Here is a 13965-nt window from a genome sequence, read left to right as displayed (position 1 = left end):
CCCATGCTTACCGTGGTTTGCAATCGCGTTGACCGTAACGCAAACCTGCTTAGCAAAGGGGGAAGTTGTAAAGAACATACGCGATCGTACCAGCGCAGCGTCTCTCGCTCGCACTCATAGCAGGCGCCTGACTGGCCCCCTTCGCCCTGCGGATAGTTGAACATCTGCATCATTTCCTACCTCGTCACACAGTGTCGTTAAGAAAGTCCCTGTGCCGCCTGCGCTCCATAACGCGACTCCCGGGAGATAGCTGGCGTGCCAGCGAACGTTTCGGCCAGGCTCCGCGCAGGCCGTTTGGTGATACGTATGCGATGAAACAAAGCGGCCCCTTACCGGGGCACGTCATCAGGCGTTTTTCAGCATCCACTCAATTTCTGTTTCGGTAATCAGGCGTTCAAACTGCAGTAATTCATCATTTTTGCAGGCGTGATAGACGTGGCAGAAACGTTCGCCCAGCCGCTCGCGAAGGCTATCGTTTTGCATAAATTCCCACAGCGCATCGCTCTGACGAATCGGGAACGGCAGTCCGTCCTGCTCCAGACCGTTGCCTTCCACTTCTTCCTGCAGGGGTAAATCGTTATCCAGCCCGTGTAGAATGCCGGCAAAAATCGCCGCCATCACCAGATACGGGTTCGCGTCAGCGCCCGCCACCCGGTACTCGACCCGATGGTTATGGCGATCGCCGCAGGGGATACGCAGGGCGACGGTGCGATTATTGTGTCCCCATGACGCCTGCGTCGGTACGTACATTCCCGGCTGGAAGCGGCGGTAGGAGTTGACGTTCGGCGCCAGCAGCGCCATGGACGCGGGCATCAGATCGATCATCCCGGCCAGCGCGCGTTTCAGCAGCGCGGAATCCTCGCCGCTGGCGTCTGCGAGCACGTTTTCGCCTCGGTTGTTTTGCATGCTGATGTGAATATGCATCCCGCTGCCCGCATGCTCTTCATACGGCTTTGCCATAAACGTGGCGTGCATCTTATGTTTTTCCGCCATCTGCCTGACGAGACGTTTTAGCGCCAGCGCATCATCGCAGGCGTCGAGCACATTTTCCGTATGGTGCAGGTTTATCTCAAACTGGCCCGGGGAGGCCTCAGCCACGGCCCCGTCGGCGGGGATCAGCTGCAGCTGCGCCAGTTCGTCAATGTCGTTCAGCACGTCAGCAAAGTGGTTCAGGTTATCAACCGAGTAGACCTGACTCTGCGTGTTGCGTACGTCGGTGCCCGGCGCGCAGGGTGGCTGCAGATAGCCGTCGGCATCGCGCTTACGGTCAAGTAAATAGAACTCCAGCTCTACCGCTACCACGGGGAACAGACCGCGCTGGCGCAGCTGCTGCCAGAGTCGGTTGAGTACGTTCCGCGGCTCAACGTCAAAGGGAGCGCCATCTTCATCGACCATGGTGAGCTGCACCTGACCAATGTATTCCGGGTCGGCGGCGGACGGCGTCAGGGTACCCGGCACCGGCACGCAGATACAGTCCGGCTCGCCGAGCTCCTGCCCCAGGCCCGCCTCTTCCACGACGTTACCCAAAATGTCCATAGCGAAAACCGATGCCGGGAAATAGCAGCCTTTTTCAAGCTTGCTCAGTCCGGCAACCGGGATGCGCTTGCCGCGAAAACAGCCGTTCAGGTCGGTCAGAAGGACATCAATAAACTGGGTGTCAGGATACTTTTCTAAATAGCGCTTCACTTCCTGCGTAAAGGCGCTGCCCCGCCTCTCATCCGTGTGCTGCACAAAGTTCTCAACTTCTACGATATTGGTTTCCATGATTTACCACCGTTTTTGGGATTTGCGTTCGCTGCTCTGGACTGTCAAATATAATGTCCACCCTATCGAATCTGTATGCAAACAAATTGTTTGTCAAATGTTAAATTAAGTTTGCAAAAGGCAGATCTCGTTGCTAGATTGAGAAAATATTGAACGAAAAGGCCGTTTTACAGGCGAGAATGGCCTAAATTTAGTCCACTTTGTGAGGGCGATCATGGAAAATATAATGAACAAGCCAGTTATTGGCGTAGTGATGTGCAGAAACAGGCTTAAGGGTCATGAGACCCAGACCCTGCAAGAAAAGTACCTGAATGCCATTATTAACGCGGGGGGCTTACCGATTGCCTTACCCCATGCGCTGGCAGAGCCAGAGCTACTTACCGCTCTGCTGCCAACCCTGGACGGGATTTACCTGCCGGGCAGCCCAAGTAACGTGCAGCCGCACCTTTATGGTGAAAACGGCGATGAGCCTGACGCCGATCCCGGGCGAGATCTTCTGAGTATGGCGCTGATTGCCGCCGCGCTCGAAAGGCGCATCCCCATTTTCGCCATCTGCCGGGGGCTGCAGGAACTGGTTGTTGCGACGGGAGGAACGCTGTATCGCCGCCTGTTCGAGCAGAACGACCTGCTTGAACACCGGGAAGATCCTGAACTGCCGGTTGAGCTACAATACGCCCCTTCTCATGAGGTTCAGGTTCAGGAGGGAGGACTGCTGTCTCAATTAATACCAGGCTGTAACACATTTTGGGTAAACTCGTTACACGGACAAGGTGCACGAACGTTAGGACCACGGCTTCGCGTGGAGGCCCGTTCGACGGACGGGCTGGTGGAAGCGGTCAGCGTTCATGACCACCCTTTTGCCCTCGGCGTGCAATGGCACCCCGAATGGAACAGCAGCGAGTACGCCCTCTCACGTATGTTGTTTGATGGTTTTATCACCGCCTGTCAAAGCCACATTGCCGAGAAGCAACGGCTTTGACCACTACCGTAAAGGAAATGCAACTATGAGCGATGACGGACTGGCGCCAGGGAAACGTCTGTCTGAGATCCGCCAGCAATTGGGTCTCTCGCAGCGGCGTGCCGCCGAACTGTCTGGGTTAACACACAGTGCCATCAGCACCATTGAGCAGGACAAAGTGAGTCCTGCCATCAGTACGCTGCAAAAGCTGCTGAAAGTCTATGGGCTGTCGCTCTCGGAATTCTTTTCGGAACCGGAAAAACCTGATGAACCGCAGGTGGTTATTAATCAGGAAGACCTTATCGAAATAGGCAGTCAGGGGGTTTCGATGAAGCTGGTTCATAACGGAAATCCGAACCGTACGCTGGCGATGATTTTTGAAACTTACCAGCCTGGAACCACGACCGGAGAGAGGATCAAACATCAGGGTGAGGAGATCGGTACGATACTGGAAGGTGAAATAGTGCTGACCATTAATGGCCAGCCTTATCACCTGGTTGCAGGGCAGAGCTATGCCATCAATACCGGCATACCGCACAGCTTCAGCAATACCTCGGCAGGCATCTGCCGCATTATCAGTGCCCACACCCCCACCACGTTCTAATTACCACTCAGTCCCGGCGTAAGCGCGCTTACGCCGGGACAAATAAAAACGATCAATGTCGGCATTCAACGGGTTAATTCCCGGGATGCCCCACGGCTTCGTATTGCCTGAAACGGCCATGCCTTTATTTATCTGATTGCGAAAGAAAGGAGTGAATATGCATTTTCAGCACCTGACTTACTGGCAGGATAAAGCAAAAAACAGCGCCATTGAGACCCGGTTATTTATTAACGGTGCCTATTGTGACGCCGCCGATAATGCCACATTTGAAACCGTCAATCCCGCTACCCAACAGACGCTGGCGAACGTGGCCCGGGGCAAGCAGGCGGACGTGGACCGCGCGGTTCAGGCCGCACGTGAGGTATTTGAGCGCGGCGACTGGTCACAGGCGTCTCCGGCGCAGCGCAAGGCCGTGCTGAATAAGCTCGCCGATTTAATGGAACGCCACGGCGAAGAGCTGGCCTTACTGGAAACGCTGGACACCGGTAAACCCATCCGCCACAGCCTGCGCGACGATATTCCCGGCGCGGCGCGCGCCATTCGCTGGTACGCCGAAGCGGCGGATAAAGTCTACGGCGAAGTGGCGCCTACGGGTCCGGGCGAGCTGGCGATGATCGTGCGCGAGCCGATCGGGGTTGTCGCGGCCATCGTCCCCTGGAATTTCCCGCTGCTGCTGGCCTGCTGGAAGCTGGGCCCGGCGCTGATCGCGGGCAATAGCGTGGTATTAAAACCGTCGGAGAAATCACCGCTCACCGCCCTGCGCCTGGCCGGGCTGGCGAAAGAGGCGGGCCTGCCGGACGGCGTGCTGAATGTGATAAGCGGTTACGGCCACGAAGCGGGCCAGGCGCTGGCACTGCATCCGGAGGTCGAAGTGCTGACGTTTACCGGCTCTACCCGTACCGGCAAGCAGCTGTTGAAGGACGCGGGAGAAAGCAACATGAAGCGCGTCTGGCTGGAGGCAGGCGGCAAGAGCGCCAACATTATCTTTGCCGACTGTCCGGACATGGACAAGGCCGTGAGCGCGACCGCCGCCGGGATTTTTTACAACCAGGGGCAAGTCTGTATCGCCGGTACCCGCCTGCTGCTCGAAGACAACATCGCCGATGATTTTCTGGCAAGGCTGAAAGCGCAGGCCCGTCACTGGCAGCCTGGCGATCCGCTCGACCCCGACAGCACGATGGGCATGCTCATCGACGCTGCGCACGCCGATACCGTCCACACGTTTATTCGCGAGGGAACCCGGAAAGGTACGCTGCTGCTGGACGGGCGGGAACAATCATGGCCTTCCGCAGTCGGTCCCACCATTTTTGTCGACATCGACCCTGCCTCCCCGCTGTGCCGGGAAGAGATTTTCGGGCCGGTGCTGGTTGTCACCCGTTTTAAAACCGAAGAGGAAGCCTTAACGCTGGCTAACGACAGTGAATACGGGCTTGGCGCGGCGGTATGGACCCGCGATCTCTCCCGGGCGCACCGCATGAGCCGCCGCCTGAAAGCCGGCTCGGTCTTCGTCAATAACTACAACGACGGTGACATGACCGTACCCTTTGGCGGCTATAAGCAGAGCGGCAACGGTCGCGATAAGTCCCTGCACGCGCTGGAAAAATTTACCGAACTGAAAACCATCTGGATTGCCCTGGAGCCTCAATCATGACCGAACATACCACCAGCTACTACGCGGCCAGCGCGAACGCTTATGAACCTTTCCCGACGCTTAACGAGTCGATCAGCTGTGACGTGTGCGTGGTGGGCGGCGGCTATACCGGCCTCTCCTCCGCGCTACATCTCGCCGAAATGGGCTACGACGTGGTACTCCTTGAAGGTGCGCGCATCGGCTTCGGCGCCAGCGGACGCAACGGCGGCCAGCTGGTTAACTCCTACAGCCGCGATATCGACGTGATCGAGAAAAACTACGGGCCCGATGCCGCCAAAGTGCTCGGGAGCATGATGTTTGAAGGCGGGGAAATTATTCGGGAGCGTATCCAGCGCTATCAGATCCAGTGCGACTATCGTCCCGGCGGGCTGTTTGTGGCGCTAAACCATAAGCAACTGGAGACGCTGGAGGAGCAAAAGTCCAACTGGGAACGCTACGGCAACACCCAGCTGGAGTTGCTGGACGCCAGCGCCATCCGCCGGGAAGTCGACAGCGACCGCTATACCGGTGCGCTGCTGGACCGCAGCGGGGGGCACATTCATCCGCTAAACCTGGCGATCGGCGAAGCGGACGCCATTCGCCTGAACGGTGGGCGTGTATATGAACAGTCTCCGGTGACCGCCATTCAGCATACCAGCCCGGCAGTAGTAAGCACGCAGCATGGCCAGGTCACGGCCCGCTACGTGATCGTCGCCGGGAATGCCTATCTGGGCGATAAGATAGAACCGGAGCTGGCAAAACGCAGCATGCCCTGCGGCACCCAGGTGGTGACCACCGCCCCGCTGTCGGAAGAGGTCGCCCGCACGCTGATCCCCAATAACTACTGCGTGGAAGATTGCAATTATCTGCTGGATTACTACCGCCTCACCGCCGACAACCGCCTGCTGTACGGCGGTGGCGTCGTCTATGGCGCGCGCGATCCGGACGATGTCGAGCGCCTGGTGATGCCAAAGCTGCTGAAAACCTTCCCTCAGCTGGCAGGCGTCAAAATCGACTACCGCTGGACGGGCAATTTCCTGCTGACCCTGTCCCGTATGCCGCAGTTTGGTCGTCTGGATAAAAACATCTATTACATGCAGGGCTACAGCGGCCACGGCGTGACCTGCACCCACCTGGCCGGACGGCTGATCTCGGAACTGTTGCGCGGTGACGCTGAGCGCTTTGATGCGTTTGCTAACCTCCCGCACTACCCCTTCCCGGGCGGTCGCAGCCTGCGGATTCCATTCACGGCGATGGGCGCGGCGTACTACAGCCTGCGCGATCGTCTTGGCGTATGATCGTTTCGACAAAAGGGTATCTGACATGAGTAACCAGGAATTTCATCAGCGCAGACTTTCTGCCACCCCGCGCGGCGTAGGCGTAATGTGTAATTTCTTTGCCCGCTCGGCGGAGAATGCCACGCTTACCGACGTGGAAGGCAACGACTATATTGATTTCGCCGCCGGGATCGCGGTGCTGAATACCGGCCATCGTCATCCTGAACTGGTGGCCGCAGTGGAAAAACAGCTTCACCAGTTCACCCACACGGCCTACCAGATTGTGCCGTATGAAAGCTACGTTTCATTAGCCGAGAAACTTAACGAGCTGGCCCCGATCCAGAGCCCGGCCAAAACGGCGTTCTTCACCACGGGCGCAGAAGCGGTGGAAAACGCCATTAAAATCGCCCGGGCCCACACCGGCAGACCGGGCGTGATTGCCTTCGGGGGAGGCTTCCACGGCCGAACCTATATGACCATGGCCTTAACCGGCAAGGTCGCGCCTTATAAGCTGGGATTTGGCCCCTTCCCGGGGTCGGTTTATCACGTGCCGTATCCCTCCGAGCTGCACGCCATCACGACGCAGGATGCCATCACGGCGATAGAACGCCTGTTCAAAGCGGATATTGAGGCGAAACAGGTTGCGGCGATTATTTTTGAACCCATTCAGGGTGAAGGCGGATTCAACGTCGCCCCGCCAGAGCTGGTGGCCGCCATCCGCCGAATCTGTGATGAGCACGGGATCGTGATGATTGCAGACGAAGTGCAGAGCGGCTTCGCCCGTACGGGTAAACTGTTTGCCATGGAACACTACGCGGACAAGCCCGACCTGATGACGATGGCGAAAAGCCTGGCAGGCGGAATGCCGCTGTCTGGCGTGGTGGGTCGCGCCGAAATCATGGACGCGCCGGCTCCCGGCGGTCTGGGGGGGACCTATGCAGGCAACCCGCTTGCGGTTGCCGCCGCGCACGCGGTGCTGAATATTATCGACAACGAGTCACTGTGCGCCCGCGCCTGCCATCTGGGGGATCGACTGAAAGCCACGCTGGAGGAGATTCAGGGCACCTTCCCTGCGCTCGTGGCGATAAGGGGAAGAGGCTCGATGATTGCGGCGGAGTTTTTTGATCCCGAGAGCCGTGAACCGTCGGCCGCCATTGCGCAGGCGATACAGCAAAAGGCGCTCGCCCAGGGCCTGCTGTTATTGATCTGCGGCCAGTACGGCAACGTGATCCGCTTCCTTTATCCGCTGACCATTCCGGATGCCCAGTTCAACCAGGCGCTGGCTATCCTGCAACAGGTCATGCGTGATAAGTCCTGAGTGCCCACCGAAAACCGTCACCCGGAATGCCGGGGACGGTTTCAACGGAGGAGATCGGCACAGATTTCCTCCGTGTGGGAAATGTTGGGGAATTTGGTCTGTTTCATTGTATGCTCCCTGAAACACATCCCCGGCATGAGGAAATAAGAATTGCAAAAAACATCAGCCTATCAGTCACTTGTGAAAACCTTCCAGCGCCTCTCACGCTTCTCGCACCTCTCCTCCATCGCCAGCTGGGACATGTTCACCATGATGCCGCCAGGCGGCAGCGCCGCGCGCGGTGAAGCGCTGGCAGAGATGAGCGTCCTGCAGCACCAGATTCTGACCGATAAAAAAGTCGGCGACCTGTTAGTGGCCGCAGCAGGGGAAGATCTGAATGACGTCGAACAGGCCAACCTGCGGGAAATGACGCGACAGTATCAGCAGGCTACCCTGCTGCCGGAATCGCTGGTGGAAGCCAAATCTCTCGCGGGCAGCAGGTGCGAGCACGCCTGGCGTACGCAGCGTCCCGCCAACGACTGGCAGGGCTTTTCCGCCAACCTGAAAGAAGTGGTGAAACTCAGCCGTGAAGAAGCCCGCCTGCGCGCAGAAGCCAAAGGCTGTACGCCGTACGACGCGCTGCTGGATATTTTTGAACCGGACATGACCAGCGCGCGCCTGGACGTGCTGTTTGGTGATATGAAAACCTGGCTGCCGGACCTGCTGGCAAGCGCGGTGGAGAAACAGGCTCAGCGGTCGTTCGTTCCGCCGCAGGGCCCCTTCCCGACGGCAACCCAGCGCGAACTGGGTCTGGAAGCCATGAAGATGCTCGGCTTCGATTTTAACGGCGGTCGCCTCGACGTAAGTGCGCACCCGTTCTGCGGCGGCGTACCGGAAGATGTGCGCATCACCACGCGCTATGATGAGGACGAGCTGCTCAGCGCGCTGTTTGGCGTGATCCACGAAACCGGACACGCGCGCTACGAACAAAACCTGCCGCGCGCGTGGGCAGGACAGCCTATTGCCCTGGCCCGCTCAACCGCGATCCACGAATCCCAGAGCCTGTTCTTTGAGATGCAACTGGGACGCAGCGAAGCCTTCCTCAAGCACCTCCTCCCAGCCGTTCACGCCCGCTTTGGCAGTCAGGCGGCGTTTAGCGAAGAGAACTTTATCGCCTGGAACCAGCGCGTGAAGCCAGGCTATATCCGCGTCGATGCCGACGAAGTGAGCTACCCGGCACACGTGGTGCTGCGCTATGAGATTGAGCGCGCCCTGATCAACGGCGAGATCGAGGTGGACGATATCCCCGCCCTGTGGGATGAGAAAATGCAGGCCTGGCTCGGATTATCCACCAAAGATAACTACCGCAACGGCTGCATGCAGGATATCCACTGGACCGACGGCGGGTTTGGTTACTTCCCGTCGTACACGCTGGGCGCGATGTATGCCGCGCAGCTGTTCCATGCGGCCAAAACGGCGCTTCCGGGACTGCAGGCCTCCATCGCTGAGGGCGATTTTTCCGCCCTCTTTGAGTGGCTGCGTCAGAACATCTGGCAGCACGGTAGCCGCTTTAGCACGTCGCAGTTAATCACCCAGGCGACGGGGGAAGATCTGAATATCCGCTACTTCCGCGAACACCTGACCTCACGCTACCTGTAATGATAAGGCCGGGGTTCTTCCCCGGCCTTGTACATATGGTTACACGCCGATACCAATCACTCACGGAAACCCCGAATTTACAGGGATATAGTTATTTCAACGGCCCCGCAGTGGGGTTAAATGAAAAACCAAATTCGAGGGTATGAACATGAAAAAAGTATTAGCTCTGGTTGTTGCCGCTGCTATGGGTCTGTCTTCTGCTGCTTTTGCTGCTGAAACCACTGCTGCACCAGCTGCTGCGGCGCCTGCTGCAACGACCACCGCGGCGCCAGCAAAAACCGTACATCACAAGAAACACCACAAAGCCGCTAAACCGGCTGCAGAGCAAAAAGCGCAGGCAGCTAAAAAGCACCACAAAAAAGCCGCTAAACCAGCCGTAGAGCAGAAAGCCCAGGCTGCGAAAAAGCACCACAAGAAAGCCGCTAAACCAGCCGTAGAGCAGAAAGCCCAGGCTGCGAAAAAGCATCACAAAAAAGCAGTAAAACACGAAGCTGCTAAACCAGCTGCACAGCCAGCTGCGTAAGCGTACAAGCTTAACCGTGCCCTGCGGGGCACGTTGGTAAACCGGCGCTGAACCGGAAAAGGTTCTGCGCCGTTTTTTTTATCCGGAGGGCGTATGCTGCGACGCTATCGGTTTGAGCTGATTCTTATCCTGCTTATTTTATGCGCGCTCATCGCAAGCCGCTTTTATCTTTCCTGACTGTAGCACGCTGATTTTACTCCCACTTTAGCGCCGTCCCGTCTATAGTATTTTCATAGGGTTCACTTTTAATAATCATAATTACCCCCACCAGAGTGTGATATGCGTAAATCTGTTGTGTTGTTGCTGGGAACGTTTGGCCTTTTTTCTGGATTTTCACAGGCGGATGATGGCGGTGATAACGCCATTAGCGCGAAAGAGCTAAAGACGCTTTTTTTCGGTCATGACGATCGTACTCGCGTCACCGATCCTACCCAGGCTCCCTGGGACGCTATAGGCCAACTGGAAACCGCCAGCGGCAACCTGTGTACCGCGACGTTAATCACCCCGCAATTAGCGCTGACGGCGGGCCACTGCCTGTTGACGCCACCCAACGGTAAGCCAGACAAAGCGGTTGTCTTACGATTTGTGTCGCAAAAAGGGATCTGGCGCTATGAAATCCACGGCATTGAAGGCCGGGTTGATGCTTCTCTTGGGAAGCGTCTTAAACCGGATGGAGACGGCTGGATTGTGCCGCCCGCGGCAGCCTCGTGGGATTTTGGCCTGATTATTTTGCGCTACCCGCCTTCGGGCATTACGCCGCTGCCGTTATTTGATGGCGATAAAGCGGCGCTCACCGCCGCGCTGAAAGCCGCCGACCGCAAGGTGACGCAGTCAGGCTACCCGGTCGATCATCTGGATGCGCTTTACACCCACACGGACTGTATCGTGACGGGCTGGGCGCAGACCAGCGTGCTTTCCCATCAGTGCGATACGTTGCCGGGCGACAGCGGTTCACCGCTGATGCTGAAAACCGATAACGGCTGGCAGTTGATTGGGGTTCAAAGCTCCGCCCCGGCGGCGAAAGACCGCTGGCGAGCCGATAACCGGGCCTTATCCGTCACCGGTTTTCGCGATAAGCTGGAAGCGCTGGCTAAAGAGTAAGCCAGCGCGGCTGTCTGTGAATCAGGGTTACCAATTGATCAGGCGAGTTTTATCATGATCATGCCCGCCAGCAGCAAGATCAGCCCTATCCAGCCTTTATTATTTAAACGCTGCCCGAAAAGCACCCACCCTGCGGCCAGGGTGGCGGCGATACCAAAACCGCCCCACAGCGCATAGGCCACGGACAGATCGATACCTTTGACCGCCTGTGACAGGGCGCTGAACGCCCCCAGCACTGCGGCAATCGACATCAGGCCATAAACCTTACGGCGAAAACCGTCAGAGAATTTCAGCAGAACGTTCGCCAGAATTTCCAGCACGATGGCGAAGCCCAGCCAGGCCGCATGAACCCATTCAAACTGTTGCATGGTTCTGCTCCTTCTGCTGTTTTGTCGGTTTACGGGTACCTGATTTAATCAGCACGATACCCGCGACCAGCGTCGTTAACCCGGCGACCTTCATTGTTGTTAATGTTTCGTCGAATATCAGAACGCTGAACAGGGTAATCAATAAAATACCGATCCCTTCCCACAGCGCATAGGCCACACCCAGCGCAATTTTCTTCACCGCAAATGAGAGGAAAATATAGGAAAGGGATATCATCACCAGCATTAAAATAAAACCGGTATTGCCCTCGCTGACGCTTGCCCATTTCATTGACAGCGTGCCGGTAATTTCAGCGAGGATAGCCAGGGCTAATAAGATCCAGTAAAACATGTTTTTCTCCTGCTTGAGAATATAATCCATCGTGGCCCGCCGCATGCAGCAAACCAAAAAAATATGAAATTAAATCAGACAGCTAAGCGCGTAGCGCCAGCTCAGGCAGAAGAGGTGACTATAGTGCGGTGCGCCAGTGTTGCTCACCAGCAATCAGGCAGAAGGAGGTAGAAAATAGAGCAGCGTTGTTTGAAGAATAGGTCCTGAACAAATTGTCCATAAAATTACAATTATCCGCGTTGTTGCTTCTCGTCTTTGCGGATGAAAATTGTCCTCGGTAGTTGAACACGCCAAATTTGTACCATAACTGAAGATTTTACTCAAAGTCTTTTCAATTCTTTACCCATCCCGTTTGATTTTGGTTAGTTTATTGCAGGGCGTTTACCCTCTATTATAAATAAAAAGCATTTTTTGGAGTCACCATGGCTAAACCCATTATTACCCTCAACGGGTTAAAAATTGTCATCATGCTGGGCATGCTGGTGATCATACTCACGGGCGTTCGTTTTGCCGCCGACATCATTGTGCCCTTTATTCTGGCCCTGTTTGTTGCGGTGATCCTTAACCCACTGGTCCGGCGCATGACGCGGCTGCGCATCCCGCGCGTGCTGGCAATTACCCTGCTAATTAGCGTCATTATTTTCGCCATGGTGTTACTGGTTGCGTATCTGGGTACCTCGTTGAACGAACTGGCGCGAACGCTGCCGAAATACCGTTCCTCGCTGGCGATACCGCTGCTGCAGCTTGAGCCCTGGCTTCAGCGCGCGGGAATAGAAGTCTCGGTTGAGGAGCTTCTTAAATATATCGACCCTAATGCGGCCATGACCATCGTCACAGGCCTGCTGACGCAGCTTTCCAATGCCATGACCTCCATTTTCCTGCTGTTTTTAACGGTGGTGTTCATGCTGCTGGAGGTGCCACAGCTGCCCGCAAAGTTACAGCAAATCATGGTTCGTCCGGTTGAAGGAATGGGCGCTATTCAGCGCGCGCTGGACAGCGTTTCACGCTATCTGGTACTGAAAACCGTCATCAGCCTGGTCACCGGGGTGGTGGTCTGGGGAATGCTGGTGGCGCTGGACGTGCGCTTTGCGTTCGTCTGGGGGTTACTGGCATTTGCGCTCAACTACATTCCTAACATCGGCTCCGTGCTGGCGGCAATCCCCCCTATTCTTCAGGTGCTGGTGTTCAGCGGATTTTATGATGCGCTGATTCTGCTGGCCGGCTATCTGGCGATTAACCTGGTATTCGGGAATATTCTTGAACCACGAATGATGGGGCGTGGGCTGGGGCTTTCGACGCTGGTCGTCTTTTTGTCCCTGATTTTCTGGGGCTGGCTGCTCGGTCCCGTAGGCATGCTGCTCTCCGTTCCGCTGACCATCATCGTGAAGATTGGTCTGGAACAGACGGCGGGCGGGCAAAGCATCGCCGTGCTGCTGAGCGATATGAGCCATCAATAGCTGTCATTCCGCCATCGACATGAGGGGCTTGCTTGCCCTTCCTCCTTCACGGTAAGCCCTGAGCGCCCTCTGCCAGTCCGTCAGAGGGTACACCGTTCCGGGGCTGTACGCGCTGGCGCGCATCCGGGGCCAGATTTGATCGAACTCCGCGCGCCACGCCTCTGCGCTGAGCCCATCCAGATAGTTACGAATATGGAACCACGCCACGCGCGGCAGGGGCCGCTGCTGGCGGAAGGTCTGCCCGGAGAGGAGCCCGTAGCAGACAAATATGCCCTGCTCCGGCAGCACGCTCAGGATCGCTTCCGCCAGCGCCCCGCCGGTTGCATCGTAAACGACGTCGGCACGCGCGGCAACGGAGAGAATCCGCTGCATGTCATGCTGTGCGACAGGAACGATCCCCATCGCCGCCAGCCGTTCAGCGTGAACGGGCGAACGATGAATACCGTACACCGCCTCTGCCCCCGCCAGACGCGCCCACTGCCCGAGCAGGATGGCGCAATCCGAACCGGCGGCCGTGAGCAGCACCCGTTTTCCCCGCGGTGGATAGTGGCTCAACATCATCTGCGCCGCCAGCGGGTTGATATAGGCCCGCGCGGCCAGGCGTGAATCGACATCATCCGGCACGGGGATCGCATACTCTGCCGGGCAATCCGCATAACGCTGCCAGGTGCCCTGCCCGCGCAGCGGCAGAACGCGTTTACCCTGCAGATGCACAAAAGTCGCGGGCGCCTGAATGACAACGCCGACGCCTTCATACCCCGCGACGGCGGGCAGCGGGGTTCTGTGGCGGTAAGCGCCGGTAATGGGAATGAGATCGGACGCGTTCACCGGCGCATACAGCATTTGCACGCGGAGGTATCCCGGCGCAAGCGCGCCCGGCGGCGCGGTTTCAGGTTGCAGAACAGATTCTGGCTCGCCAAAACGGCGATACCAGAGGGCCAGATTTTCCATTACGATCTCACGGCTGACGGCGGAATA

Annotated in this window: 14 protein-coding genes; 10 read left to right on the top strand and 4 right to left on the bottom strand. The window is 57.2% G+C overall.

What is annotated here, in order from left to right:
• Positions 1–345 precede the first annotated feature (345 nt).
• Positions 346–1764, bottom strand: coding sequence for a glutamine synthetase family protein (locus IM284_RS04350; RefSeq protein WP_047075214.1), 1419 nt, complete (start codon positions 1762–1764; stop codon positions 346–348).
• A gap of 214 nt (positions 1765–1978) precedes the next feature.
• Here IM284_RS04350 and puuD point away from each other — a divergent pair, with 214 nt between their 5' ends.
• From puuD to IM284_RS04310, 9 genes are all read left to right on the top strand, one after another.
• Positions 1979–2743: a gamma-glutamyl-gamma-aminobutyrate hydrolase gene (gene puuD, locus IM284_RS04345; protein WP_028012974.1), complete on the top strand. Its 765-nt coding sequence runs from the start codon at positions 1979–1981 to the stop codon at positions 2741–2743.
• Positions 2744–2768: 25 nt separating this feature from the next.
• Positions 2769–3326 carry an HTH-type transcriptional regulator PuuR gene (puuR, locus tag IM284_RS04340; RefSeq protein ID WP_013096835.1) on the top strand — a complete coding sequence of 186 codons (558 nt, stop codon included), beginning with the start codon at positions 2769–2771 and terminating at the stop codon, positions 3324–3326.
• A gap of 157 nt (positions 3327–3483) precedes the next feature.
• Positions 3484–4977, top strand: coding sequence for an aldehyde dehydrogenase PuuC (gene puuC / locus IM284_RS04335; RefSeq protein WP_047368449.1), 1494 nt, complete (start codon positions 3484–3486; stop codon positions 4975–4977).
• Positions 4974–6254: an FAD-binding oxidoreductase gene (locus IM284_RS04330; protein ID WP_047368448.1), complete on the top strand. Its 1281-nt coding sequence runs from the start codon at positions 4974–4976 to the stop codon at positions 6252–6254. The genes puuC and IM284_RS04330 overlap by 4 nt, the downstream gene beginning before the upstream one ends.
• A gap of 25 nt (positions 6255–6279) precedes the next feature.
• Positions 6280–7551 carry a 4-aminobutyrate transaminase gene (gene puuE / locus IM284_RS04325; RefSeq protein WP_047368447.1) on the top strand — a complete coding sequence of 424 codons (1272 nt, stop codon included), beginning with the start codon at positions 6280–6282 and terminating at the stop codon, positions 7549–7551.
• 150 nt (positions 7552–7701) lie between these two features.
• Positions 7702–9189: a carboxypeptidase M32 gene (locus IM284_RS04320; RefSeq protein ID WP_047368446.1), complete on the top strand. Its 1488-nt coding sequence runs from the start codon at positions 7702–7704 to the stop codon at positions 9187–9189.
• 148 nt (positions 9190–9337) lie between these two features.
• Positions 9338–9712, top strand: coding sequence for an acid resistance repetitive basic protein Asr (asr, locus tag IM284_RS04315; protein WP_032642591.1), 375 nt, complete (start codon positions 9338–9340; stop codon positions 9710–9712).
• 93 nt (positions 9713–9805) lie between these two features.
• Positions 9806–9889, top strand: a complete 84-nt coding sequence (locus tag IM284_RS23720; protein WP_023617729.1) for a hypothetical protein — start codon at positions 9806–9808, stop codon at positions 9887–9889.
• 102 nt (positions 9890–9991) lie between these two features.
• Positions 9992–10813 (top strand): serine protease, encoded by an 822-nt coding sequence (locus IM284_RS04310; RefSeq protein ID WP_028012967.1) that lies wholly within the window; start codon positions 9992–9994, stop codon positions 10811–10813.
• Positions 10814–10851: 38 nt separating this feature from the next.
• Here the strand turns inward: IM284_RS04310 and mdtI are convergent, their stop codons facing one another.
• Both mdtI and mdtJ read right to left on the bottom strand, forming a co-directional pair.
• Positions 10852–11181 carry a multidrug/spermidine efflux SMR transporter subunit MdtI gene (mdtI, locus tag IM284_RS04305; RefSeq protein ID WP_028012966.1) on the bottom strand — a complete coding sequence of 110 codons (330 nt, stop codon included), beginning with the start codon at positions 11179–11181 and terminating at the stop codon, positions 10852–10854.
• A complete protein-coding gene (mdtJ, locus tag IM284_RS04300; RefSeq protein WP_028012965.1) occupies positions 11168–11530 on the bottom strand; it encodes a multidrug/spermidine efflux SMR transporter subunit MdtJ in 363 nt (120 codons plus the stop codon). Before mdtJ ends, mdtI begins: the two co-directional genes overlap by 14 nt.
• A gap of 422 nt (positions 11531–11952) precedes the next feature.
• Between mdtJ and IM284_RS04295 the strand changes: the two genes are divergently transcribed.
• Complete coding sequence (locus IM284_RS04295) at positions 11953–12987, top strand: AI-2E family transporter (protein ID WP_041910260.1); 1035 nt, start codon at positions 11953–11955, stop codon at positions 12985–12987.
• A 3-nt stretch (positions 12988–12990) separates the two neighbouring features.
• Here IM284_RS04295 and IM284_RS04290 read toward each other — a convergent pair whose 3' ends face one another.
• Positions 12991–13938, bottom strand: coding sequence for a zinc-dependent alcohol dehydrogenase family protein (locus IM284_RS04290; RefSeq protein ID WP_047368758.1), 948 nt, complete (start codon positions 13936–13938; stop codon positions 12991–12993).
• Positions 13939–13965 lie beyond the last annotated feature (27 nt).

Source organism: Enterobacter cloacae complex sp. P12RS (genome assembly GCF_014895875.1).
Lineage (GTDB): Bacteria > Pseudomonadota > Gammaproteobacteria > Enterobacterales > Enterobacteriaceae > Enterobacter > Enterobacter bugandensis.
Note: the sequence above shows the minus strand (reverse complement) of the source record. Positions and strands in the feature narration are given on the sequence as shown.